We start from the raw sequence: 21,341 nt of genomic DNA, 5'->3' as shown, positions 1-21,341 counted from the left end.
TCAATTACTCCATTGGGCTCTCGGATCAAAGGCGGCTTTGTCAGCCAGCTCTTGCCACAAGGTTTTGCTCGCTTCGTCAGTGTGTTTGGGCATGACCACTTTCAACTGGGCATACAAATCGCCGCGCTGACCTTTCTTGTCCATCAAACCATGGCCTTTGATGCGCAAACGCTGGCCGCTCTGGCTGTCCGGACGAATGGTCAGGTTGATCTTGCTGGTCAGCGTCGGTACGGCGACCTTGGTGCCCAGCGCAGCTTCCCACGGTGCCAGAGGCACAGTGATCACCAGGTCGTGGCCTTCGACGTCGAACTTCGGATGCGGTGCAAACCGAATGATCAGGTATAGATCACCATTGGCCCCGCCGCCCATGCCCGGGCCACCCTGACCTTTGAGGCGAATCCGCTCACCGTCGGTGACGCCAGCCGGGATCTTCACGTTCAGGGTCTTGCTGTTGCCGCCCACCTGAAAGCTGATCTGCTTGGACTCGCCTGACAGGGTTTCTTCCAGAAAGATCGGCAATTCCATTTCAACATCCTGACCGCGACGCCCTGCGCTGCGGCTTGATTGACCACCAAAGCCATTACCGCGCGAACCGAAGATCGAGCTGAAAAAGTCCGAAAAATCGCCAGCATCCTCGAAACCGCCGCTGGAACGGCCTTGCCAGCCAGGAGGGCCCTGGAAAGGTTGGCCGTGCTGACCGTACTTGCGAATCTCATCGTACTCGGCACGTTTGTCGGCGCTTTTGAGGGCTTCATACGCCTCGTTGACGTCCTTGAATTTACTCTCGGCGTCCTTCTCTTTGCTGACATCCGGGTGATATTTGCGCGCCAGCTTGCGATAAGCGGTCTTGATCGTCTTATCGTCGGCTGTGGGGTCTACACCCAGAATCTTGTAATAGTCTTTGAAGTCCATGTAAGGATCACCATCCGTTATCAATATCGCGCCACTCAGACCACCCACAATGCTTGGGTTGGCCAGTCTGTCGATTGACCGATCTCAATCTTCCGACGCTACGGCGCTGCAAAAAGTTTATCGGCAGCCTACGGGCTTCACTGAGTTGCCTTACAACCACCAAGCCAATGTCTGGAAGTTTGGGGGTGAAGGATAGTCTTTCAAGGGCATTAAAACCTGCGAATTAACGAATAAGCACACTTCGATTCTGAGAGCGTCTGACATACACTGCGCGGCCGTTTTTTAACCGGAACACGACAGACATGAAAAACGCCTCTCCGGCCCGTGCCTGCGGCATCGACTTCGGCACGTCAAACTCCACCGTCGGCTGGCTGCGCCCAGGCGTGGAAACCCTCATTGCGCTGGAGGACGACAAGATCACCCTGCCCTCGGTGGTGTTCTTCAATATTGAAGAGCGCCGCCCGGTGTATGGCCGTCTGGCGCTGCATGAGTACCTGGAAGGCTACGAAGGCCGCCTGATGCGCTCGCTCAAAAGCCTGCTGGGTTCCAAGCTGATCAAGCACGACACCAGTGTTCTGGGCACCGCCATGCCCTTCAAGGACTTGTTGGGGCTGTTTATCGGCCAGCTGAAAAAACGCGCCGAAGCGACCGCCGGTCGTGAATTTGAGGAAGTGGTCCTGGGCCGCCCGGTGTACTTCGTCGATGACGATCCGCTGGCTGACCAGGAAGCCGAAAACACCCTCACCGACGTGGCCCGTGCCATTGGCTTCAAGGAAGTGTCGTTCCAGTACGAACCCATCGCCGCGGCCTTCGACTACGAGTCGACCATCGAACGTGAAGAGCTGGTGCTGATTGTCGACATCGGCGGTGGTACGTCCGACTTCTCGCTGGTGCGCCTGTCGCCAGAGCGGCGCGGCATGGACAACCGCCAGGACGACATTCTGGCCACCGGCGGTGTGCACGTGGGCGGCACCGACTTCGACAAACAACTGAGTCTGCACGGCGTAATGCCGCTGTTCGGCTACGGCAGCCGCATGAAAAGCGGTGCGTACATGCCAACCAGCCACCACATGAACCTGGCGACCTGGCACACCATCAACTCGGTGTACTCGCAGAAATCCCAACTGGCCTTGGGCAGCATGCGCTATGACATCGAAGACACCGGCGGCATCGACCGCCTGTTCAAGTTGATCGAACAGCGCGCCGGACACTGGCTGGCCATGGAAATCGAAGAAACCAAAATCGAACTGACCCGCAACGACAGCCGCCACGTGCCGCTGGACCGTATCGAAGCAGGACTCAATGTTGACCTGAGCCGTGCGATGTTCGAAGCCTCGATCGACAACCAGCTCGAACGCATCCGCAACAGCGTGACCCAACTGTTGGGCAATGCCGGGGTGGGTGTAGAGCAGGTGGACACCGTGTTCTTCACGGGCGGTTCGAGCGGTATTCCGGCATTGCGCCAGAGCGTTTCGGCCATGCTGCCCAATGCACGTCATGTCGAAGGCAACATCTTCGGTAGCATCGGCAGCGGTCTGGCGATTGAAGCCAAAAAGCGTTACGGCTAAAAGCCTCTCACGCCAGCCCTCTCTAAAGGGAGAGGGTCGGGCGTGAAGGCAAGCGCTTAGACCAACTCCACCTGCTTCAACTCACTCTTCAAATACGCGTAATAAATCGGCCCTGCCACCACGCCCGGCAGGCCGAACGCGGCCTCGAATACCAACATCGCCAGCAGCAACTCCCACGACTTGGCACTGATCTGCCCGCCCACAATCTTGGCGTTCAAAAAGTATTCCAGCTTGTGGATAACGATCAGGTACGCCAACGCCCCTACCGCCACCCAAATCGACAGCGACAAACCCACAATGGTGATCAGTGTGTTGGAGATCAGGTTGCCAATCACCGGCAACAGACCCAGCAGGAAGGTCAACACGATCAGGGTTTTGGTCAACGGCAAGTGAACGCCAAACAACGGCAGCACCACGGCCAGGAAGACCCCGGTAAACGCGGTATTGAGCAGTGCGATTTTGATCTGCGCGAAGACAATGTTGCGAAACGCTTGAACCAGCAGGTGCAGGCGCTCGAACAGTGCGGCGGACAAGGGCTTGCGGCGGCTCACGTCAGGGATGCGCTGCAAGGCAATGATGGCGCCCAGCACCATACCGATCAGCAACGTCACGAACATGTGCGCCGCGTCTTTGCCGACCAGTTGCAGGTCGCTCAGGTGCTTGTTCATCCATGCCCCGATGGCGACGCGGAACTCCGCCGCACTGGCGGGCAAGTAGCTGTCTAAAAATGGCGGTAACTGGCCGCGGGCCTTGTCGACCACGGCCATGAACTTATTCAAAGAGGCACCAGGATTTTCGGCCTCATGCAGCAAAAAGCTGATGGCCCCGGCAAAAATCAGCGCCAGCACGCTGACCACTAATGTGCCCAGCAGCATCACCGCCAGCCAGCGCGCACGGCGCCCGGCGATCAGGCGTTGCAGTTGCGGGGTGAGCATGTTGACCAGCTCGTACACCAGCAAACCCGCCAGCAGGCTGGGCAACAGCCGCAAAGGAAATACCAGCAACAAGCCGCCCGCAATAATGATGTAGCTGGCCAGCACGATGTGACGCTGAGAAAACGATGGCATACAGCCTCAAAACAAGCAGGGTGAAAGGACAGGCAGTCTGCCAGCCTTCGACCGGGATCACTACAGAATGTGACTCAAGGAGGGTGGCGTCAGGCTCTCTGTTTGGCGCTGCGGGAAGCCGCGAAGGGTTTGCTGACGCCTGGCGCGGCAACGCTTCGCAGCCTCCCGCAGCCACCACAGGCCGGTTGCGGGTTACTTTTTCTTCAGGCAATCGCTCATGAACGCTTTACGCGCATCGCCTTTGAGGGCTTGGGTGGTTGCCGTGGCATTGCAGGTTTTCATTTTTTCCTGCTGGGTCATGGCAGCGGCCGGCTTGGCTTTGAGGCAACTGCTCATGAAGGCTTTACGCGCATCGCCTTTGAGGGTTTTGGCACTGGCCTCGGCGTTGCACGCGGTCATTTTGTTTTGTTGGGCCGTGGCCGCAAAGCCTTGGGAACACAGCAACATACCCACCATCAGCAAAGGAACACGCAGCATCTTCATGGAGTTTTCTCCTTGTGGCCGCAGCGGACGCGGCGGACTTCATCGCAGTGTAGACAAACTCTGTTACAGCTTCCTCATGCGCGCCTAAACATGCCGCGCCTTGCGTCGATACTGCTCGGGCGTACAGCAAGCCAGACGCTGAAACATCGCAATAAACGCCGACGCGGTGCTGTAACCCATGTCGAAACCAATGTCTTGCACGCTGCGCGCAGACGACTCCAGCGCTTCAATTGCCGCCAAAAAACGCAGGCGTTGGCGCCACTCTCCAAAGCTCATGCCCAACTCGCGCACAAACAGCCGCGCCAGCGTGCGCTCACTGACATGCACCTGCGCGGCCCACTGCCCCAACGGGCGGTTATCACCCGGTTGTTGCTGCAGCGCTGTAAGCACCCCTTGCAAGCCGGGGTGATTGGCGTAAGGCAAAAAGCATTGATGCACCGCCGCCTGGCGCAGTTGATCCACCAGCACGTGCGCAAGGCGCTGGTCGGCCTCGCCTTCGGGAATGTTGACATCGCGGCGGGCAAAATCGCTGAGGATGGCTTTAAGGATGTCGCTGATCGCCAGTGTGACAGGCTGAGTCGGCAGGTGCTGGCAATGCGCCGCATCCAGATACACCGAGCGGTAAACAATCGCCTGGGCATTGTAGGCACTGTGCTCAGTATTGGGCGGGATCCATAACGCGTACTGCGGCGGCGACATGAAACGCTGCCCCTCAACCTCAAAGCGCATGACGCCATGGGCTACATAATCCAGCGAACCCCAAGCATGCCGGTGAGGGCACGCGTGGCTGTGCGCGTCGATTTCGGCATAGCGAAAGTAGACCGGAGCCGGTAATTCATCGAACTCGGGAACGCTGATCAGGTTCTTGCGCATGCTGTCTGGATTCACGAAGAGGTTGGCTGGATCGAAGTATAGGCCTGTGAACAGACAAGCGGATAATCGCCGCTCATTAATCCTGTGGTTGTTCCTGATGCAATACGCTTACCCGCTTCTGGCCATTTTTATCTGGGCCGGCAATACCGTGATCAACAAACTTGCCGTGGGCGCGATCTTCCCCTCGGAGATCGGTTTTTATCGCTGGCTATTGGCCGGCCTGTTGTTTACTCCGTTCATGATCAAACCCGTTCTGGCCAACTGGTCAGTCATCCGCCCCAACCTGGGCAAGATCTTTGTCCTCGGCGTGCTGGGCATGGCGGTGTATCAAAGCCTTGCGTACTACGCGGCCGCCCGCACCTCGGCCACCAACATGGGCATCATCTTGTCGCTGATGCCGTTGATGGTGCTCACCTTGTCCATCATTAGCCTCGGCCAGCGCCTGACCGCCGGTGCGTTGGTGGGCGCCGTGCTGTCGTTTTTTGGCGTGCTGGTGGTGGTTTCCAGTGGCAGCCTCGGCACCCTGCTCGATCAAGGTTTGAACCTCGGTGACGCCATGATGCTCGTCGCCACCCTCGCCTACGCGATTTACAGCACCCTGCTCAAGAAGTGGCAATTGCGCTTGCCGCCGCTGCAAATGCTCTACTTGCAAGTGCTGGTGGCGATTGTGGTGCTGCTGCCGCTGTACCTGATCTCACCGAAGGTCGGCCCGACCGTGCACAACATCGGGCTGGTGCTGTACGCCTGCGTCCTGGCATCGATGATCGCACCCTTGGCCTGGATGAAGGCCGTAGCGCTCCTGGGGCCGAGCCGCACCACGCTGTTTTTCAACCTGCTGCCCTTGATCACCGCCCTGATCGCCGCCGTGGTACTTAAAGAGCAGTTGCACCTGTTTCATCTGGTGGGCGGAGCATTGACACTGGGCGGGGTGATTCTGTCGGAACGCTGGACCACCCCGGTGCGCAACATCCGATAAAACTTTCTCGGCGCGCTGAACTCACACCCTATGAACCGACTTCGCCAGCAGAGCGAGGCGGCAACCGGATTAGTGAGGAGATTGAAATGACCGAGATCACGTTGTCAGACAAGCAAACCCTTCGCGAACGCGCTCGTAAGAATGTCGAAGAAGGTGCCGTAACAGAAGGCTACAGCGCAGACCGCGAAGAAATTTTGCGCTTGCTCAACGAGTCGCTGGCCACTGAGTTGGTGTGTGTTCTGCGTTACAAGCGCCACTACTTCATGGCCAGCGGCCTGAAAGCCAGCGTCGCGGCGGATGAGTTCCTGGAGCACGCCAATCAGGAAATGGAACACGCCGACAAACTGGCCGAGCGCATTGTTCAGCTGGGCGGTGAGCCCGAGTTCAACCCAGACTTGCTGTCCAAGAATGCCCACGCCCAATACGTGGCGGGTACGACCTTGAAGGAAATGGTTTACGAAGATTTGGTTGCCGAGCGTATTGCCGTCGACAGCTACCGTGAAATCATTCAGTACATCGGCGACAAAGACCCGACCACACGCCGGATCTTTGAAGACATCCTCGCGCAAGAGGAAGAGCACGCCGACGACATGGCAGACATTCTGCAAGACCTGTAAGCCATCTCAAGTGTTACAAAGCCCGCCCACAGGCACCTGGGGGCGGGCTTTTTTGCGTATACCCAAAAGTGCCCTAACCCTCTTCCATGCAGAAGGTCAGGGTTGGGCAGCCTTTATTTCACCGTCTTAGGCACTTTCCCTTGCTGCATCTGTTGCAGCAGCGGTGCGCACTGGTTGGGCTCGTCGCCACTGGGCGCGATCAACGCCAGCAACCCGGCAGCCGGACCTGCAATCACACCCAAGGCGACCATGCCTGCCCCCCGTAGCATCAACGGCACGGCTTGCACACCTGCCGACGGATTGCCAAACGTTCCGCGGACATACAACGGCGAACGCAGTGAGAACAACCGAAGCCCTTTGGACTCAGGGGTGATTTTCAGGTCCAGTTGCTCCGTGGCGAAGTTGGCGGTGCCGTCGATGTAGATGATCGCGTTCTCCGTGTCGAACACGAACAGCTGCGAGGTCGCCAGGCCGTTCTTGATGCCGACATCAGCCGCCGCGCAGTTGATCTTCACGTCTTCGTCACCAAAGATTTTACCTACGATGTAGTTACCCACGTTGAGCCCGGCAATTTCCATCAGGCTTCGGCTGATGGCGCCATCGTTGACGATCATCTTCAAGCCGCCATTGGAGGTGCCCAACAACTTGGCTACCGAATTGCCACGGCCCGAGATTTCCGCATCGCCATTAAGCTCACCAAAGCTGGTTTTCATAGGTTCAAAGGTGGGGAACAGTTGTTTGAGTTTGAAGTTACGCGCGGTCAATTTGGCCCGGCCTACGAGCGGCGTGCTACGCCCGTTGAGGCGAATCTGAGCATCCAGCTTGCCTCCCGCCACGCCGAAACGCAGGGGCTCCAGGCTTAGCTCACCCTCGTTCAACACCAGATGCGTGTAGAGATCGGTAAACGGCAACTCGGCGCTCTGCACGATGCGTTTGCCGGTGAATTCCACGTCGGCGTCCATGTCGCGCCAGCGCTCGGTACGGAACTCTTCCACTGGCAGCACCTTGCCTGCGGGCTGTTTGCTCGCACCGCCCGCAGTCTTGGGTTGTTGTTTGCTGTCAACGCCAATCAACGGCCCAAGGTCAGCCATCAATAGCTGGTTGGAGACCAGCTTGCCCGACAACTTGGGTCGCGGCTGGCTGGCAGCGTATGTCAGGTCGCCGTGGATATCACTGTTGCCGATCTTGCCGTTGAAGTTTTCATAAGTGAATACTGCCCCGCCCGGCTCATGCAGCCGGGCGATCAAGTGGCCATCTGTGGAATAGGGCGGCGAGTCGGGCAGTGTCACGCCTGTCAGGGGGTAGAGGTTGCTCAGGCTGCTGCCCGCCAGCTTCAGGCGCAGATCAAGCGCCCCCAAATTGAGCGGGTCCGTGAGTGTCCCGGCCAAAGCGACCTTGGTGTCAGCAATGCTGACTTGAGCCTGCAACGGAAATGGCCTGTTCCCATCCTGAAGCGCTAACAGGCCACCTATCTTGCCCGTGCCATCAAGTTTCTGACCGTGATACTCACCTTTGACCTTCAACGCAAAGGCATAGTCTTGCGGAGCAGCGCCCTTTTCCTGCGTCTTTTTCGCTTCTTTCTCACCGACGATTTCACTGAACGGAATCGGCTTGCCCAGTGGATCAATCAACATATCCAACCGGGTTTTCAGGGTCTGGTCATTCAGGGTCACGTGGCCCTTGTCGAATTTGATGGCGCCAATGTCCACCGTCCAGTTTGAGGGCTCGGCGTCCGGGTCCTTGGGATCGAAGGTGAATGTCCAGTTAGCCCGGCCATCAGCCAAACGCACCAGGTCAGCACTGGGCTGAACCAAATCAATGCGCGGAATGGCAACGGTCTGTGTCAGCAAGGCCAGTGGCGACAGACGGGCCTCAACCTTGTTCAGGCTGGCCATCTGTGGGGTTTTCGACCACTCGGGATTGCCCAGCGTCAGGTCTTCAGCGATCACGTGCGGCCACGGCACCCACGCGCGCCAGCCACCTTCATCGGGTTCACGCTGCCATTGCACAGCCAGATTGCCGTTGATGGCAAACGGGCGATGCAGGATTTCAGAAACCTTGGTGTTAATCGTCGGCTTGAGGCGGTTCCAGTCGAAGGTGGCGATCAGCACCACCAGCACGGCTACCAGCAGGACAAACAGGCCCACAACCCAGGCAAGAATTTTACGGGTGCGCGTCATGACACGGCTCCTTATTACGTCTGAACGTCCAGATTGCGACGCGTATAAAAGTACGACCGGCAAAGGCGGCCCAAGGTTTAACCCGTGTTCCGCTTTGCCGCAAAAAAGGCCTGGGCACTCTTTTACCTGCCCGCAAAGCTACGGGCTAGAGGCCTTTGGTTGAACAATCAATTGTGTCGATTATCACCACTGGCCTTATGAACTTTGTTATCGAAAATCCAAGCGTAGCATTGCCCCCGTACCTACTACTGCCTTGCTACGGAGCACCCGCCTCATGAAACGCCCAGCCATGTTTGGTTTGACCCTATCACTGTTTGCCTTTAACGCCTTCGCCCTGCCCGCTGAAGATCAGTCTGCGCCGTTGGTTCAACCGGCTTCGGGCACGATGAGCGAGCCCCTTGATCCGGTCGCGGAAGACGGCGCCCAACGCACGCTGGACCAACACAATCGTGTGGCCGAAGACGGTTACGACCGCACCCAGAAACAGCAGCAAAACCGTCTGGCCGAAGGTGGCGCAGAGCGTCTGGCCGAAAGGAATCAACGTGTCAGCTAAGCGCTGCGTCGTGGTCGCTGCCCCGCAACCCGCGGCTCGCCAGCGACCACCATGTTACGTTTGCCCTGCCCCGGCATTTAACTGCGTTCGACGTCATCAAAGCTGATTTGCTAGAGTGCGCCGCTGCACTTGTCAGGAAGACCAGCCCAGATGCTCCCCCGCGCTGAACAGAAGCAACAAACCCGCCTTGCGCTGATGGACGCCGCCCGCCACTTGATGGAATCGGGTCGCGGCTTTGGCAGCCTGAGCCTGCGCGAAGTCGCAAAAACCGCGGGCATTGTGCCCACCGGCTTTTATCGCCACTTCAGCGACATGGACCAGTTGGGCCTGGCGTTAGTCAGCGAGGTCGGTCAGACCTTTCGCGAAACCATCCGCCTGGTACGCCACAATGAATTGTTCATGGGTGGAGTGATCAACGCATCGGTGCGAATTTTCCTCGATGTGGTCGAGGCCAATCGCTCGCAGTTTCTGTTCCTCGCGCGTGAGCAATACGGCGGCTCGCAACCGGTTCGGCAGGCCATCGCGGCCTTGCGCGAAGACATCACCTCCGACTTGGCCGCCGACCTGGGCTCCAAGCCAAAATTGCGTCATCTGAACCCGGCTGCCCTGACCGTGATTGCCGATCTGGTGGTCAAAAGCGTATTTGCGGCGTTGCCCGATGTGATTGACCCGCCTGCCGAACCGCTGCCGGACTACCTGCAACCGCAGGCCAAAATCAGTCAGCAACTGCGCTTTATCTTCATTGGTCTAAAACATTGGCAAGGCCTGGGCAGCACCGAGTAAGCGCCCTTGCACCCCGTTGGTGCAGCAAGGCCCTGTGCGCGCACTTGTTTAGATCATGTTTCATCTTCCTGCTCTGTTTTTGAGCATAGGATTCACGAAATCAGCGATGCCCGGCAAGGTTGGCAAGCCCCTTGCTCTGAGCATGCCTATCGTTAATCGCAGGAAGCCTACCGATGCTGGTCATTCACCGAAGAGTCGACGCCCACCCCGTGTGGAGCGCCGAGGTGCACCTCAACTTCGAAGCCCGGAGCAAAAGCCGTCTGCGCTGTTTCAGCAGTGACGGTGAAGATGTCGGGTTGTTTCTGGACCGCGGGCAGACGCCCTTGCATGACGGCGAATTTCTTCAGGCGCAGGACGGGCGCATCGTGCGCGTGTGCGCCAGCCCTGAAAAACTCCTGCACGTGACGTGTGACAACGCGTTCGAACTGACCCGCGCCGCTTATCACTTGGGCAATCGGCACGTGGCGCTGCAAGTGGGTGACGGCTGGCTGCGACTGCTGGATGACTACGTGCTCAAGGCGATGCTCGATCAACTGGGCGCCTGCACCGAATCCATCGAAGCCCCGTTCCAGCCTGAGCATGGCGCCTACGGCGGCGGCCATCACCACTCCCGGGCGGGCGAAGAAGACTTCAACTACGCGCCCAGACTTCATCAGTTTGGTGTGCGTTTGTGAGCCCGGCCTGGGCGCTGCTGCGTCTGGCCAGCCCGCAACTGCCCATTGGCGGCTACAGCTATTCCCAAGGGCTGGAAATGGCGGTGGAGCAAGGCCGGGTGCGCGATCCGGCCAGCGCCGCTCGCTGGATCAACGACCAGCTACTGCTCAACCTTGCACGTTTCGAAGCCCCGCTGTTGCTCGCTCACTGCGAGGCCGCCGCCCAAGCGGACTGGCCCGCCCTGCAACGGTTTTGTGACGAACACCGCGCCAGCCGTGAAACCCGCGAGCTGCATCAGGAAAGCCGGCAAATGGGTTATTCCTTGCAACAGTTACTGACAGGTTTACCTGAACTGGATGATCCCGCTCGGCAATTTCTCTTACAGCAAGGCGAGCCGCATCTGGCGCTTGGCTGGGCACTCGCAGCACGTGCGTGGGGCATCAGCCCACAGGATGCGTTGGCGGCATGGCTCTGGAGCTGGCTGGAGAACCAATTGGCTGTCTTGATGAAAACCATGCCGTTGGGCCAACAAGCGGCGCAGCGCATGACCAGCGAGTTATCCCCAAGCCTGCAACTGGCGCAACTGCACGCCAGTAACCTGGATTTATCCCACATGGGCAGCGCCGCTTTTGGCCTGTCCTTAGCGAGCATGGCCCACGAGCGCCAGTACAGCCGACTGTTTCGGTCTTAGGAGATTTGAATGAACACACACCCTCTGCGTGTCGGCATTGGTGGCCCGGTCGGCTCGGGCAAAACCGCACTGACGTTAGCGTTGTGCCTGGCGCTGCGGGAACGCTACAACCTGGCGGTCGTGACCAACGATATTTATACCCGCGAAGATGCCGACTTTTTGGTGCGCAACGAGGCGTTGGCGCCCGAGCGCATCATAGGCGTGGAAACCGGCGGCTGCCCCCACACAGCCATCCGCGAAGACGCCTCGATTAACCTCGAAGCGGTGGATCAATTGAACCGCCGTTTTCCGGGGCTGGACGTGATTCTGGTGGAGTCGGGTGGGGATAACTTGTCGGCCACGTTCAGCCCGGAACTCTCCGACCTGACGATTTACGTGATCGACGTGTCGGCAGGTGACAAGTTACCGCGCAAAGGCGGGCCCGGGATCTGCAAGTCGGACTTGCTGGTCATCAACAAAATCGACCTGGCACCGCTGGTGGGAGCATCTCTGGCGCTGATGGACAGCGACACACGCCGCATGCGCGGCGATAAGCCATTTGTGTTCAGCAACCAGAAAACCGGCCTTGGCCTCGATGCGATCGTGGCTTTTATAGAGCGCCAAGGGCTGTTGATAACTTAATAGTGCGAGGTATCAGGGGGATTTTGAGCGCTTCGCGCCTGATCGCAGCCGAGTGTGGCTGCGATCCGTCATTACGCAATGATTACGCAATCCACTTGCGGTCGCCGGTAAAGCAAATGGTCAGCCAGCGCGCGCTGTCAGCCTTGCCCAGCATCGCGGATATTTCCTCACGAATGGCATCAAGGGTATTCACACTGGTCAGTGGATAACCCGAGGGCAGCACGATGTGAATTTCGATGAAGCGCGCGCGCCCATGTTTCTGCACGTAGGTTTTGTAACCTTCAAAACCATGACGCGCCGAGGCGATTTCCAGTGCATCGCGCACCTTGTCGTCCAGCGCGTCAGGGGCAATCCCCAGCACGTCGCGCAAGGCAGGCTTGAGGATCTTGAACGCCGGCGGGAGCATGCTCAAGGCCAGCAAAATCAGGATCGCCGGGTCCACGTAGGCCGCCCACTGTGCATAACCCTGATGCTTCAAAAGCAGCGCCGTGATGAAACTTATCAACAGGCCCACCGACAACATGGCGTCCACCAGCCAACTGATGTTGTCGAACTGGATCAGTGACGATTTCAATTTGCGATTTTTGCGCCGTACCCAGAAGTAGTAGGCAAATTCGATAACGGTAAATACCGCTGCATAGAGGATCACCAGCCCCAGTTCAATCTCGCGGCCGCCATTGATGATGCCGAACACGCCATTCAAAAAGGCGTAGATCGCAATCAACAAGAGGAAGCTGCCTTCGATCAACAACACCATCGGCTCCAGGTGCCAGAAACCGAACTGGAAACGCTGGTTGCTCTCCTTGGCGATGAGTTGCGCCGTTATGAGCATCAGTACTTTGATGAACGTCGCGATAAGCGAAAAGAACCCATCAAACAAGATGGATTGTGAACCCGAAATAAAACCCGTCACGATGCCCGCAATGGCCACCGCAAACATTAGAACTGTCGATTGTTTGAGCAGATTCTGCTCACCACGGTTACTCACAAAAACTCCTTTCAGCCCCATTGAATGCGACCCCCTCAGGAGGTCGCGGGTGGGCTGTCAGGGGCGAGTTTACTCCTTGGCGTGCCTTTCGATGGCGAAACCGCTCCAGGACTGCGTGACGGGCATCAGCTCAAGGCGATTAATGTTGATGTGGGCCGGGGTGTTGAGCACCCAAAAAATGGTCTCGGCGATATCTTCTGGCTGAATCGGATCAGCGCCCTGATAGGTCGCGTCATAGCGCGCCTGATCGCCGCCGAAGCGCACCATCGAGAATTCGCTTTCGCACAAGCCCGGCTCAATATTGCTGACGCGCACGCCCGTGCCTTGCAAGTCGCAACGCAGGTTCAGGGAGAATTGCTTCACAAATGCCTTGGTGCCGCCATACACGTGGCTGCCGGGGTACGGATAATTACCGGCGATGGAACCCAGGTTGACGATCCCGGCACCGCGCCCGTAGGCAATCAGGCGCGGCAACAACAGATGGGTGGTGTACAGCAGCCCTTTGATATTGGTGTCGACCATGGTTTCCCAGTCGTCGAGCTTGCACTGCGGAGCCGGGTCGGTGCCGACCGCCAGCCCGGCGTTGTTGATAAGTCCGCGTAGCTTACTGAACGAGGGCGGCAAGTTGGCAATCGCCTCCTCCATCGCTCCACGGTCTCGCACATCGACCACCAGGCCATGCACCTCTGTGTGCCGGGATAATTCCTCGCACAGTGCGTCCAGACGTTCTTTACGACGGCCCGTCAGCACCAGTTTCCAGCCTGCTTGTGCAAACTTGCGTGCACACGCCTCACCAAATCCAGAAGTCGCGCCGGTAATAAACAGGGTGGAAGTCATCGTGTTCTCCTTGGCTGGCGGGCAGTGTCCGCCGTGGTAATGGGACGGCCAGCAGAATGCCCCGAGTGGGTTTGGGCGGCAAGCGGGTTGCGTGCGTTGCAAGGTGCTGTGCAAAAATCAACCAACTACCTCCAGACCTTGCTGCACAAGGGATAGCGCCATATGCACTCACCTTATCCACAGGCCCGTCCACAGTCTTTGGGGGCAACTCGAAACGCGCTAAGCCCCGGCGCGCAAGGCGTGCAGGCGATTAACCAAGGTTTTTTGCTTGACCTGAAGACGCACTCCATGCACACGCCCCAAAAAGGTGCGTACTGATGAACGTGCAGGGATAGCCAGAGGCCAGTAATTACGCCACTCAGGGCATTCTTTCCAGAGTTTAACCACAGACTTATCCACAGGCAGAAAGGCTTTTTTCAAGACCCTATCTATATCAACAAAGCTGTTGACAAATCGGTGGCGTGGTCGAGGAAAACTCAGCGATCAAAAAACAACCACACCTCTACAGCCCTCATAAATAAAGGGCTACAGCCAACTACTCCCACGTTACCCACAGCCACCTCCACAGCAAACGGGGACAAGTCAAAACGATGACAAAACAGCGATTTACAGCGTCTTTATGTCGCGCTTTCGCAGGGTTGCAATTTTGTTTTCCACAATTTCAGGCGGGGTAAGAAGGCTCGCCCCATGGGGCGAGCAGGGTCATGCTGACGTCGAGGTCTAATGGCCGCCCAAATAGGCGTTGCGCACCTCTTCATTGCTCAACAATTCTTTGCCCGTGCCGGTCAGGCGGATTTCTCCGTTGACCATCACATAGGCGCGGTCCGACAACCGTAGCGCATGGTTGGCATTTTGCTCGACCAAAAAGATGGTCATACCGGTTTGCGCGAGCTCCCGCAGAGTGGCAAAAATTTGCTTCACCACAATCGGCGCCAGCCCCAGGCTCGGCTCATCCAACAGTAACAACTTCGGCCTGCTCATCAACGCACGGGCAATGGCGAGCATCTGCTGCTCACCACCGGACATCGTCATGGCGCGCTGATTACGGCGCTCCTTGAGGCGCGGAAACAAGTCGAACATGCGCTGCATGTCCTCTTTGGCATGTTTGTCACCAATGGGGATGGTGCCCATGAGCAAGTTCTCTTCAACCGTCATGTCCGGAAACACACGACGTCCCTCGGGCGATTGGGCAATCCCGTTGGAGGCGATGTAGTGCGAGGACTTTTGGGTGATGTCCACGCCCTGGTAAAGAATCTGACCACCACTGGCGCGGGGCTGACCAAAAATCGACATCAATAAGGTGGATTTTCCGGCACCGTTGGAACCAATCAAACTGACGGTTTCGCCCTCTTCGATGTGCATCGAGACCTTTTTCAACGCCTGAATCGGCCCGTAGTGAACGTCCAGTTCCTTGAGTTCGAGGATCGTGCTCGTCATATCAGCTCCTCTTCGTCAGCGCCCAGATAGGCGGCGATGACTTTAGGGTCGTTGCGAATGGCGTCGGGCCCGCCCTCGGCGATCACGTTACCGTGGTCAAGCACCACGATGTGGTCGGAAATGCTCATGACCATGCCCATGTCATGCTCGATCAGCACCACTGTCAGGTCATGCTCGTCCCGCAACAAGCGAATCATCCCGCTCAGGGCCTCGGTTTCCTGAGGGTTAAGGCCCGCCGCCGGTTCGTCGAGACAAATGATTTGCGGCCGCGTACACATGGCCCGGGCAATCTCCAGACGCCGTTGCTGCCCGTAGGACAATTCACCCGCCAGCCGGTTGGCGCAGTCCACCAAGTCCACCACTTCCAGCCAGTAGAAGGCATGGTCCAGCGCATCGCTTTCAGCCTTGCGGTAGCCCTTGGTGTTGAGAATGCCCGCCAACAGGCTGCGGTTGACCCACATGTGCTGGGCCACCAGCAAGTTTTCCAAAACAGACATTTCCTTGAACAGGCGAATGTTCTGGAAGGTGCGCGCCAGACCGGCACGGTTAACCAGGTGAGTGCCGCCGAACATTTTGTAATACAGCCGGCTGCCAAACGCTTTGGGCGAGACAAAATCTGTCACCCGAAACGCCTCGCCGAGCAGTTTGATCACATTGGTGCGAGTGCCGCGCGCGTTGAGTTCGATCCTGCCGCCGGTGGCTTTATAAAAGCCGGTTAAGCAGTTGAACACGGTAGTCTTCCCCGCCCCGTTAGGGCCGATCAGGGCAAAGATTGAATTGCGTTTGACCTTGAGGCTGACATCGCTCAGGGCCTTGATCCCGCCAAAGTGCATCATCAGTTTGTCCACCGAGAGCACAACGTCTTTATCCATGGAACGCTCGCTCATGGCGCGACTCCCTTGCGTGGTTTAACCCCGACACGGCTGATGCGGATCAGACCCCGTGGCCGCCAAATCATCATCAACACCATCAGCACACCGAACAGCAGCACGCGGTATTCAGCAAAGCTGCGCAGCAGCTCCGGCGCGACAGTCAGCACGAACGCGGCAATCACCACGCCGACAGTCGAGCCCATGCCACCGAGCACCACGATGGCGAGGATCAGCGCCGATTCAAAGAAGGTGAACGACGACGGGTTTACAAAGCCCTGATAACTGGCAAAGAACACGCCCGCCAGGCCTGCCGTGGACGCACCCAGCGTGAATGCCGACAGTTTGACCAACACGTGATTGAGCCCCATGGCCCGACAGGCAATTTCGTCTTCGCGCAGGGCTTCCCATGCGCGGCCGATGGGCATACGGGTCAGGCGATGCTTGATGTACAGCACCAGCAGCACCACCAAAAACAGCACGATGTAAATGAACAGGAACTTGATGTTGGGGTTGTATTCGAGCCCAAAGAACTCGTGAAACGGCACCCCGCCGTCTTTGGCGCGGCGCCCGAATTCAAGCCCCAGAAAGGTCGGCGATGGCACCGGCATGCCATTCGGCCCGCCCGTGAAAGACAACCAGTTATTGAGTACCAGACGAATGATTTCCCCGAAACCCAAGGTCACGATGGCCAGATAATCGCCATGCATTCGCAACACCGGGAACCCGAGAATGCACCCGGCCATGGCTGCCGCAATCGCCGCCAGTGGCAGCACCGACCAGAACCCCAGCCCCAGGTACTGATAGCCGAGGGCCAGGCCGTAGGCGCCGATGGCGTAGAACGCCACGTAGCCAAGGTCGAGCAACCCCGCCAGCCCCACCACAATGTTCAGCCCAAGGCCGAGCAACACGTAAATCAGGCCGAGGATCACCACGGTCAGCAGGTACTTGTTGGCAAAGAACGGAAACACAATGGCAATGACGATCAGCAGTGGCACGATCCAGCGCAACCGCGTCTTGTAATCCGGCGGCAACACATGCACACCCGACCCCGTGGATTCAAAACCCTGGAGCACTTTGAGGCCGCGGGGCGTTTGCAAAAACAGGCTCAAGGCAAAGCGCCCGATCATCACAATCGCCACCAGCCAGCCAACACGCGCGGGCTGCAAGTTGAAGCTGTACCCGTCGAGCACCACCCCGACAATCGGGCCGAACACAATCAGTGAGATCAACCCGGCCAGGATCGAATCCACGACACTTTTTTTCACATCAATCGGTTTGTTAAGGGCTACAGACATACTTACACCTTCGCCACTAGTGGACGACCCAGCAGGCCTTGAGGACGGAAAATCAGGATCAGCACCAGCAGCGAGAAACTGAACACGTCTTTGTAGTCAGAGTTGACCAGACCGGCGAACAGCGACTCGGAGATGCCGAGGATGATGCCGCCGAGCATGGCGCCGGGCAGTGATCCAATCCCGCCGAGCACGGCGGCAGTGAACGCCTTGATACCGATGATGAACCCGGCATAAAAGTCGAACGTGCCGTAGTTCATGGTAATCAGCACACCGGCCAGTGCCGCCATGGCTGCACCGATCACGAACACGTAGGAAATCACCCGGTCGGTGTTGATGCCCAGTATCGACGCCATCTTGCGGTCCTGTTGCGTGGCGCGGCACATGCGACCCAGCTTGGTGTACTTGATGATGTAGGTGAGCAGGCCCATACCTACAAAGGCAGCGATCAGAATGAAGACCTTGGTGTAGGTGAGCTGGACGAAACCGGTCCCGATATCGACCCGCCACGCACCGCTGAGCAGCGTGGGCACGCCTTGCTGGCGCGAACCTTGTGCGATTTGGACGTAGTTTTGAAGGATCAGGGAGATGCCGATGGCACTGATCAGTGGGGCCAGTCGTGTGGAATTTCGTAAGGGTTTGTAGGCCACTCGCTCAATCACCCAGCCATACACCCCGGTTACGACCACGGTAAAAATCAGGGTGCCAAGCATCAGCAGCGGGAAGGACTCAATACCGAAGTATGCCAACAGAGCCAGACTGATCGCCGCGAGGTAAGCAGAGATCATGTACACCTCGCCGTGGGCGAAGTTGATCATGCCGATGATGCCGTAGACCATTGTGTAGCCGATGGCGATCAGGCCGTAGACAGACCCGAGGGTCAGGCCGTTCAGCAGTTGCTGTAGGAAAATACCGTCCATAACGCAATCTCACGCACTGGAGCCAATCCGCAGACACACGCCTCCCACACCGTCCGAAGACAGTTTGAATGACTGTGTTTACGGGGCTCCTGGAAAAGAAGACAGGTGATGCAAAGCCTCACCCGCCCGACCGGCACTCAGGCGACGGTCGGGCAGGTGATTCAACTCACTTCTGTTTTTCCAGCTGGTGATATTTGCCGTCTTTGTCCCACTGATACATCACGTAGTCAGAGACTTTGAGGTCGCCTTTGCTGTCCCAGGCCTTTTCCCCCATGACGGTTTTCACCGGGTTGGCCTTGAGCCACTTGGCAGCGTCTTCGCCTTTGTTGGATTTGGCGCCATTGAAAGCATCTGCCAGGGCCTGGATCGATGCGTAGGCATACAGGGTGTAGCCTTCAGGCTCGGTGCCGCTTTTGCGGAATTGCTCTACCACGGCCTTGCTGTCAGGCAACAGGCGCGGGTCGGCGCCGAAGGTCATGAACACGCCATCAACGTATTGTGGACCACCGGCGGTGGTGACCAACTCATCGGTAACCACGCCATCGTCAGACATGAACTTCACGTCTTTAAGACCGTTCTCACGCATCTGACGCACAAGCGGGCCAGCTTCCGGGTGCAGACCGCCGAAGTACACGACGTCCGCGTCAGCGGCACGGATCTTGGTCACCACGGCGCTGAAGTCTTTTTCACCCCGGGTCAGGCCTTCATACAACACGGGGGTTACACCGCGTTTTTCAAGCTGGGCCTTGGTCGCGTCGGCCAGGCCTTGGCCGTAGGTGTCCTTGTCATGCAGGACCACCACTTTTTTACCCTTAAGCACATCGACGATGTAGTCGGCCGCTACGATGCCTTGCTGGTCATCCCGGCCGCACATGCGGAACATGGCGCTCAGGCCGCGTTCGGTCACCTGCGGGTTGGTGGAACCCGGCGTGATTGCGATGACACCCGCCTCGTCGTACACCTCGGACGCCGGAATCGTGGACGAAGAACAGAAGTGCCCCACCACTGCCGCTACCTTGTCCTGATCGACCAGACGGTTGGCCACGGCAACCGCTTGCTTTGGCTCGCATGCATCGTCGCCTTTGATCAGCACGATTTTTTCGCCGTTGACGCCACCCGATGCGTTGATTGCATCCGCCGCCGCTTGCGCCCCTTTCATGTATTGCTCACCAAATGCCGCGTTGGCGCCGGTCATGGGACCGGCTACCCCGATTTTTACATCTGCCAGAACAAACGAAGACATGCCCATCGCAGCCGAAACGGCGAGGGCCAGAAAACCTTTCTTGTAGAACGTCTGCGACATGAGGTGGTGCTCCTGAGGTTTTTTTAGTTGGCACTTCGACTTCACATAAAGCGCTGAGCAAGGCGCGTGCCATTGGTTTTTTATTCTTGAAAAAGCCGTGGTCTTATTGTTCTGTCGACTGTTTCGAGCCCATTTTTATTGGGCGTGCAACCGTCTAAACCGAGGAAGGTGTAACTGTTTGTTTTCTACAGGCGCCACCTTCAGCCACACCGCTTGCAACCGGGTTGCCCTGCAACGTCCAACCGACCTGTAACCCGCGACGTCACCGAACTGCACACTCGCGGTGCGTGGCTGCTACAGGGCGCACCATTAAAGGCTAGCCGTTACACGCATAAACGGCAGGTTAAATCACGATCCGTAAACATTGCCCGGCGTGGTAGAGGGAAAATCCTGCTTCGTATAAACAACTGCGCAAACCCGCGCCGGAGAGCGGCTGCATGGGCGAAAAAGGGATGGGCAGCGCTTTGGCATCGCCGTGACACAAATAATCGGCAAACGCCTTGCCCACCACGCTGCCCGTGGTGACCCCGCGGCCGTTGTAACCGGTGACTGCTACAAGACCGGGCGCCGGCTCAAATAAACGCATCAAGTGGTCGGGGGTGAACGCGATGCATCCCGTCCAGGTGCATTCCCATTCCACGCCTTTCAAATACGGAAAGTAGTGCTGCTGGACGCGATCGGCCCACGCCTTGAGGAACCAGCCGGGTTTCTGATTGCCATTGCCGAGGCTGCCCAGCAATAAACGCCCGTCAGCATCCCGCCGAATACTGCTGAGTACTTGGCGTGTATCCCACGAGCCTTGTCCTCCGGGCAGGATGCGTTGCGCGGTTTCGTCTGTCAGAGGTTTGGAGGCAACCTGATAGTAATAGCCTGGGAAAAAGTTACGTCGCAGGTCAGTCCATTCGCCCTCTGTGTAGGCATTCGAGGCAAGTACCACTTGCTCGGCACTCACGGCGCCGCGGCCGGTTTGCACTGACCAGCGTCGTCCCTGGCGTTCCAGCCCGGTGACCGGGGAGTGGTCGAACAACCGCCCTCCCAGATCGCCAGCGGCTTTGGCCAGCCCCGAGGTGTAGGCCATAGGGTTGAGTGTCCCCGCACGGCGATCCAGCAAGGCTGCGGCAATTTTTAACGTGCCGGTGGCTGCTTCGCAGGCCGCACCGGTGAGCAACTCCACTGGAGCACCGCGCAGCCTCCATTGCTGTTCGCGGCTGCGCAGATCAGCCTCACCCTTGGCGTTGTGGGCCATGTGCAGCGTGCCTTCACGGCGCAACTGGCAATCAATGCGGTATTTGTCGATGAGGCTGAATACCAGCGCTGGCGCGGCCCCAAGCATGCTATTGAGCTGACTGCCGACAGCTTTGCCAAACCCGGCTTCGATTTCGTCAGGCGCAATCCACAGCCCCGCATTAACCAGCCCCACGTTGCGCCCCGATCCCCCCTGCCCCGTGCGATGTGCCTCCAGCACACACACGCTTTTGCCCTGTTCGAGCAAGTGAATGGCGGCTGACAATCCCGTGATACCTGCACCGATCACACAGACGTCAACGCTCAATTCGCCCTTGAAGGCAGGCGCTTGAGGACGTTGCGGTGTGAGGTTTTCCCACAGACATTCTTCGCGTAAAGGCATTGCCAAGCTCCAGACATGACACCTAACCAGAATCCTTGAGCCCTTGCCCTGAACAAGGCCGGGTGAGGGCTCAGACGCACTGCACGT

At 58.0% G+C, this 21,341-nt stretch carries 21 protein-coding genes; 8 read left to right on the top strand and 13 right to left on the bottom strand.

The genetic code is table 11. The features are described from left to right. Window positions 1-912, bottom strand: a complete 912-nt coding sequence (cbpA, locus tag CJF39_RS02415) for a curved DNA-binding protein (RefSeq protein WP_094991996.1) — start codon at window positions 910-912, stop codon at window positions 1-3. A gap of 302 nt (window positions 913-1,214) precedes the next feature. Between cbpA and CJF39_RS02410 the strand changes: the two genes are divergently transcribed. Then, window positions 1,215-2,480, top strand: coding sequence for an Hsp70 family protein (locus CJF39_RS02410; protein WP_094991995.1), 1,266 nt, complete (start codon window positions 1,215-1,217; stop codon window positions 2,478-2,480). Window positions 2,481-2,536: 56 nt separating this feature from the next. On the opposite strand, the gene CJF39_RS02405 is transcribed toward CJF39_RS02410, so the two are convergent. The 3 genes from CJF39_RS02405 to CJF39_RS02395 form a co-directional block, all read right to left on the bottom strand. Continuing rightward, window positions 2,537-3,547, bottom strand: a complete 1,011-nt coding sequence (locus CJF39_RS02405) for an AI-2E family transporter (RefSeq protein ID WP_094991994.1) — start codon at window positions 3,545-3,547, stop codon at window positions 2,537-2,539. 192 nt (window positions 3,548-3,739) lie between these two features. Further along, window positions 3,740-4,030: a PsiF family protein gene (locus tag CJF39_RS02400; protein WP_094991993.1), complete on the bottom strand. Its 291-nt coding sequence runs from the start codon at window positions 4,028-4,030 to the stop codon at window positions 3,740-3,742. 84 nt (window positions 4,031-4,114) lie between these two features. Continuing rightward, entirely contained in the window at window positions 4,115-4,903 is a 789-nt protein-coding gene (locus CJF39_RS02395; protein ID WP_094991992.1) for an AraC family transcriptional regulator, read from the bottom strand. Between the two features lie 97 nt (window positions 4,904-5,000). On the opposite strand from CJF39_RS02395, the gene CJF39_RS02390 reads away from it, so the two are divergent. Together CJF39_RS02390 and CJF39_RS02385 are read left to right on the top strand one after the other, a co-directional pair. After that, the gene (locus tag CJF39_RS02390) at window positions 5,001-5,879 is read left to right on the top strand and encodes a DMT family transporter (protein ID WP_094991991.1); all 879 of its coding nucleotides are present in this window, start codon (window positions 5,001-5,003) and stop codon (window positions 5,877-5,879) included. Window positions 5,880-5,965: 86 nt separating this feature from the next. Then, window positions 5,966-6,496, top strand: coding sequence for a ferritin-like domain-containing protein (locus tag CJF39_RS02385; RefSeq protein ID WP_047273160.1), 531 nt, complete (start codon window positions 5,966-5,968; stop codon window positions 6,494-6,496). Window positions 6,497-6,609: 113 nt separating this feature from the next. On the opposite strand, the gene CJF39_RS02380 is transcribed toward CJF39_RS02385, so the two are convergent. Continuing rightward, window positions 6,610-8,676 (bottom strand): AsmA family protein, encoded by a 2,067-nt coding sequence (locus CJF39_RS02380; protein WP_094991990.1) that lies wholly within the window; start codon window positions 8,674-8,676, stop codon window positions 6,610-6,612. 274 nt (window positions 8,677-8,950) lie between these two features. Between CJF39_RS02380 and CJF39_RS02375 the strand changes: the two genes are divergently transcribed. The 5 genes from CJF39_RS02375 to ureG all read left to right on the top strand — a co-directional run bounded on the left by CJF39_RS02375 (window position 8,951) and on the right by ureG (window position 11,978). Continuing rightward, a complete protein-coding gene (locus tag CJF39_RS02375) occupies window positions 8,951-9,229 on the top strand; it encodes a hypothetical protein (protein ID WP_094991989.1) in 279 nt (92 codons plus the stop codon). A 150-nt stretch (window positions 9,230-9,379) separates the two neighbouring features. After that, window positions 9,380-10,012, top strand: a complete 633-nt coding sequence (locus tag CJF39_RS02370) for a TetR family transcriptional regulator (RefSeq protein ID WP_094991988.1) — start codon at window positions 9,380-9,382, stop codon at window positions 10,010-10,012. Between the two features lie 173 nt (window positions 10,013-10,185). Next, a complete protein-coding gene (ureE, locus tag CJF39_RS02365; RefSeq protein ID WP_094991987.1) occupies window positions 10,186-10,686 on the top strand; it encodes an urease accessory protein UreE in 501 nt (166 codons plus the stop codon). Then, window positions 10,683-11,357, top strand: coding sequence for an urease accessory protein UreF (locus CJF39_RS02360; RefSeq protein ID WP_094991986.1), 675 nt, complete (start codon window positions 10,683-10,685; stop codon window positions 11,355-11,357). Before ureE ends, CJF39_RS02360 begins: the two co-directional genes overlap by 4 nt. 9 nt (window positions 11,358-11,366) lie before the next feature. Further along, window positions 11,367-11,978, top strand: a complete 612-nt coding sequence (gene ureG, locus CJF39_RS02355) for an urease accessory protein UreG (RefSeq protein ID WP_094991985.1) — start codon at window positions 11,367-11,369, stop codon at window positions 11,976-11,978. A gap of 82 nt (window positions 11,979-12,060) precedes the next feature. Here the strand turns inward: ureG and CJF39_RS02350 are convergent, their stop codons facing one another. The 8 genes from CJF39_RS02350 to amaA all read right to left on the bottom strand — a co-directional run bounded on the left by CJF39_RS02350 (window position 12,061) and on the right by amaA (window position 21,254). Then, window positions 12,061-12,966: a cation diffusion facilitator family transporter gene (locus tag CJF39_RS02350; protein ID WP_094991984.1), complete on the bottom strand. Its 906-nt coding sequence runs from the start codon at window positions 12,964-12,966 to the stop codon at window positions 12,061-12,063. A 69-nt stretch (window positions 12,967-13,035) separates the two neighbouring features. Next, window positions 13,036-13,803, bottom strand: coding sequence for an SDR family oxidoreductase (locus tag CJF39_RS02345; protein WP_094991983.1), 768 nt, complete (start codon window positions 13,801-13,803; stop codon window positions 13,036-13,038). Window positions 13,804-14,523: 720 nt separating this feature from the next. Further along, entirely contained in the window at window positions 14,524-15,240 is a 717-nt protein-coding gene (locus tag CJF39_RS02340; RefSeq protein ID WP_094991982.1) for an ABC transporter ATP-binding protein, read from the bottom strand. Beyond that, window positions 15,237-16,112, bottom strand: a complete 876-nt coding sequence (locus CJF39_RS02335; RefSeq protein ID WP_094992099.1) for an ABC transporter ATP-binding protein — start codon at window positions 16,110-16,112, stop codon at window positions 15,237-15,239. The genes CJF39_RS02340 and CJF39_RS02335 overlap by 4 nt, the downstream gene beginning before the upstream one ends. A gap of 11 nt (window positions 16,113-16,123) precedes the next feature. Further along, window positions 16,124-17,407 (bottom strand): high-affinity branched-chain amino acid ABC transporter permease LivM, encoded by a 1,284-nt coding sequence (gene livM, locus CJF39_RS02330; protein ID WP_094991981.1) that lies wholly within the window; start codon window positions 17,405-17,407, stop codon window positions 16,124-16,126. A gap of 2 nt (window positions 17,408-17,409) precedes the next feature. Further along, a complete protein-coding gene (locus tag CJF39_RS02325) occupies window positions 17,410-18,324 on the bottom strand; it encodes an ABC transporter permease subunit (RefSeq protein ID WP_094991980.1) in 915 nt (304 codons plus the stop codon). Between the two features lie 166 nt (window positions 18,325-18,490). After that, the gene (locus CJF39_RS02320; RefSeq protein ID WP_094991979.1) at window positions 18,491-19,627 is read right to left on the bottom strand and encodes an ABC transporter substrate-binding protein; all 1,137 of its coding nucleotides are present in this window, start codon (window positions 19,625-19,627) and stop codon (window positions 18,491-18,493) included. 343 nt (window positions 19,628-19,970) lie between these two features. Then, on the bottom strand, window positions 19,971-21,254 hold the full coding sequence (gene amaA, locus CJF39_RS02315) for an L-pipecolate oxidase (protein WP_094991978.1): 1,284 nt from the start codon (window positions 21,252-21,254) through the stop codon (window positions 19,971-19,973). Between the last annotated feature and the right edge of the window lie 87 nt (window positions 21,255-21,341).

Source organism: Pseudomonas lundensis (genome assembly GCF_002269125.1).
In the GTDB taxonomy this organism is placed as follows: Bacteria; Pseudomonadota; Gammaproteobacteria; order Pseudomonadales; family Pseudomonadaceae; genus Aquipseudomonas; species Aquipseudomonas lundensis_A.
Note: the sequence above shows the minus strand (reverse complement) of the source record. Positions and strands in the feature narration are given on the sequence as shown.

Excerpts from the sequence above, each read along its gene's own strand:
- CJF39_RS02395 (WP_094991992.1), bottom strand. The coding sequence starts at position 4,903 with ATGCGCAAGAACCTGATCAGCGTTCCCGAGTTCGATGAATTACCGGCT.
- CJF39_RS02335 (WP_094992099.1), bottom strand. The coding sequence starts at position 16,112 with ATGGATAAAGACGTTGTGCTCTCGGTGGACAAACTGATGATGCACTTT.
- CJF39_RS02370 (WP_094991988.1), top strand. The coding sequence starts at position 9,380 with ATGCTCCCCCGCGCTGAACAGAAGCAACAAACCCGCCTTGCGCTGATG.
- CJF39_RS02340 (WP_094991982.1), bottom strand. The coding sequence starts at position 15,240 with ATGACGAGCACGATCCTCGAACTCAAGGAACTGGACGTTCACTACGGG.
- CJF39_RS02375 (WP_094991989.1), top strand. The coding sequence starts at position 8,951 with ATGAAACGCCCAGCCATGTTTGGTTTGACCCTATCACTGTTTGCCTTT.
- CJF39_RS02400 (WP_094991993.1), bottom strand. The coding sequence starts at position 4,030 with ATGAAGATGCTGCGTGTTCCTTTGCTGATGGTGGGTATGTTGCTGTGT.
- CJF39_RS02390 (WP_094991991.1), top strand. The coding sequence starts at position 5,001 with ATGCAATACGCTTACCCGCTTCTGGCCATTTTTATCTGGGCCGGCAAT.
- ureG (WP_094991985.1), top strand. The coding sequence starts at position 11,367 with ATGAACACACACCCTCTGCGTGTCGGCATTGGTGGCCCGGTCGGCTCG.
- CJF39_RS02405 (WP_094991994.1), bottom strand. The coding sequence starts at position 3,547 with ATGCCATCGTTTTCTCAGCGTCACATCGTGCTGGCCAGCTACATCATT.
- amaA (WP_094991978.1), bottom strand. The coding sequence starts at position 21,254 with ATGCCTTTACGCGAAGAATGTCTGTGGGAAAACCTCACACCGCAACGT.
- CJF39_RS02325 (WP_094991980.1), bottom strand. The coding sequence starts at position 18,324 with ATGGACGGTATTTTCCTACAGCAACTGCTGAACGGCCTGACCCTCGGG.
- cbpA (WP_094991996.1), bottom strand. The coding sequence starts at position 912 with ATGGACTTCAAAGACTATTACAAGATTCTGGGTGTAGACCCCACAGCC.
- CJF39_RS02345 (WP_094991983.1), bottom strand. The coding sequence starts at position 13,803 with ATGACTTCCACCCTGTTTATTACCGGCGCGACTTCTGGATTTGGTGAG.
- CJF39_RS02410 (WP_094991995.1), top strand. The coding sequence starts at position 1,215 with ATGAAAAACGCCTCTCCGGCCCGTGCCTGCGGCATCGACTTCGGCACG.
- ureE (WP_094991987.1), top strand. The coding sequence starts at position 10,186 with ATGCTGGTCATTCACCGAAGAGTCGACGCCCACCCCGTGTGGAGCGCC.
- CJF39_RS02320 (WP_094991979.1), bottom strand. The coding sequence starts at position 19,627 with ATGTCGCAGACGTTCTACAAGAAAGGTTTTCTGGCCCTCGCCGTTTCG.
- CJF39_RS02380 (WP_094991990.1), bottom strand. The coding sequence starts at position 8,676 with ATGACGCGCACCCGTAAAATTCTTGCCTGGGTTGTGGGCCTGTTTGTC.
- livM (WP_094991981.1), bottom strand. The coding sequence starts at position 17,407 with ATGTCTGTAGCCCTTAACAAACCGATTGATGTGAAAAAAAGTGTCGTG.
- CJF39_RS02385 (WP_047273160.1), top strand. The coding sequence starts at position 5,966 with ATGACCGAGATCACGTTGTCAGACAAGCAAACCCTTCGCGAACGCGCT.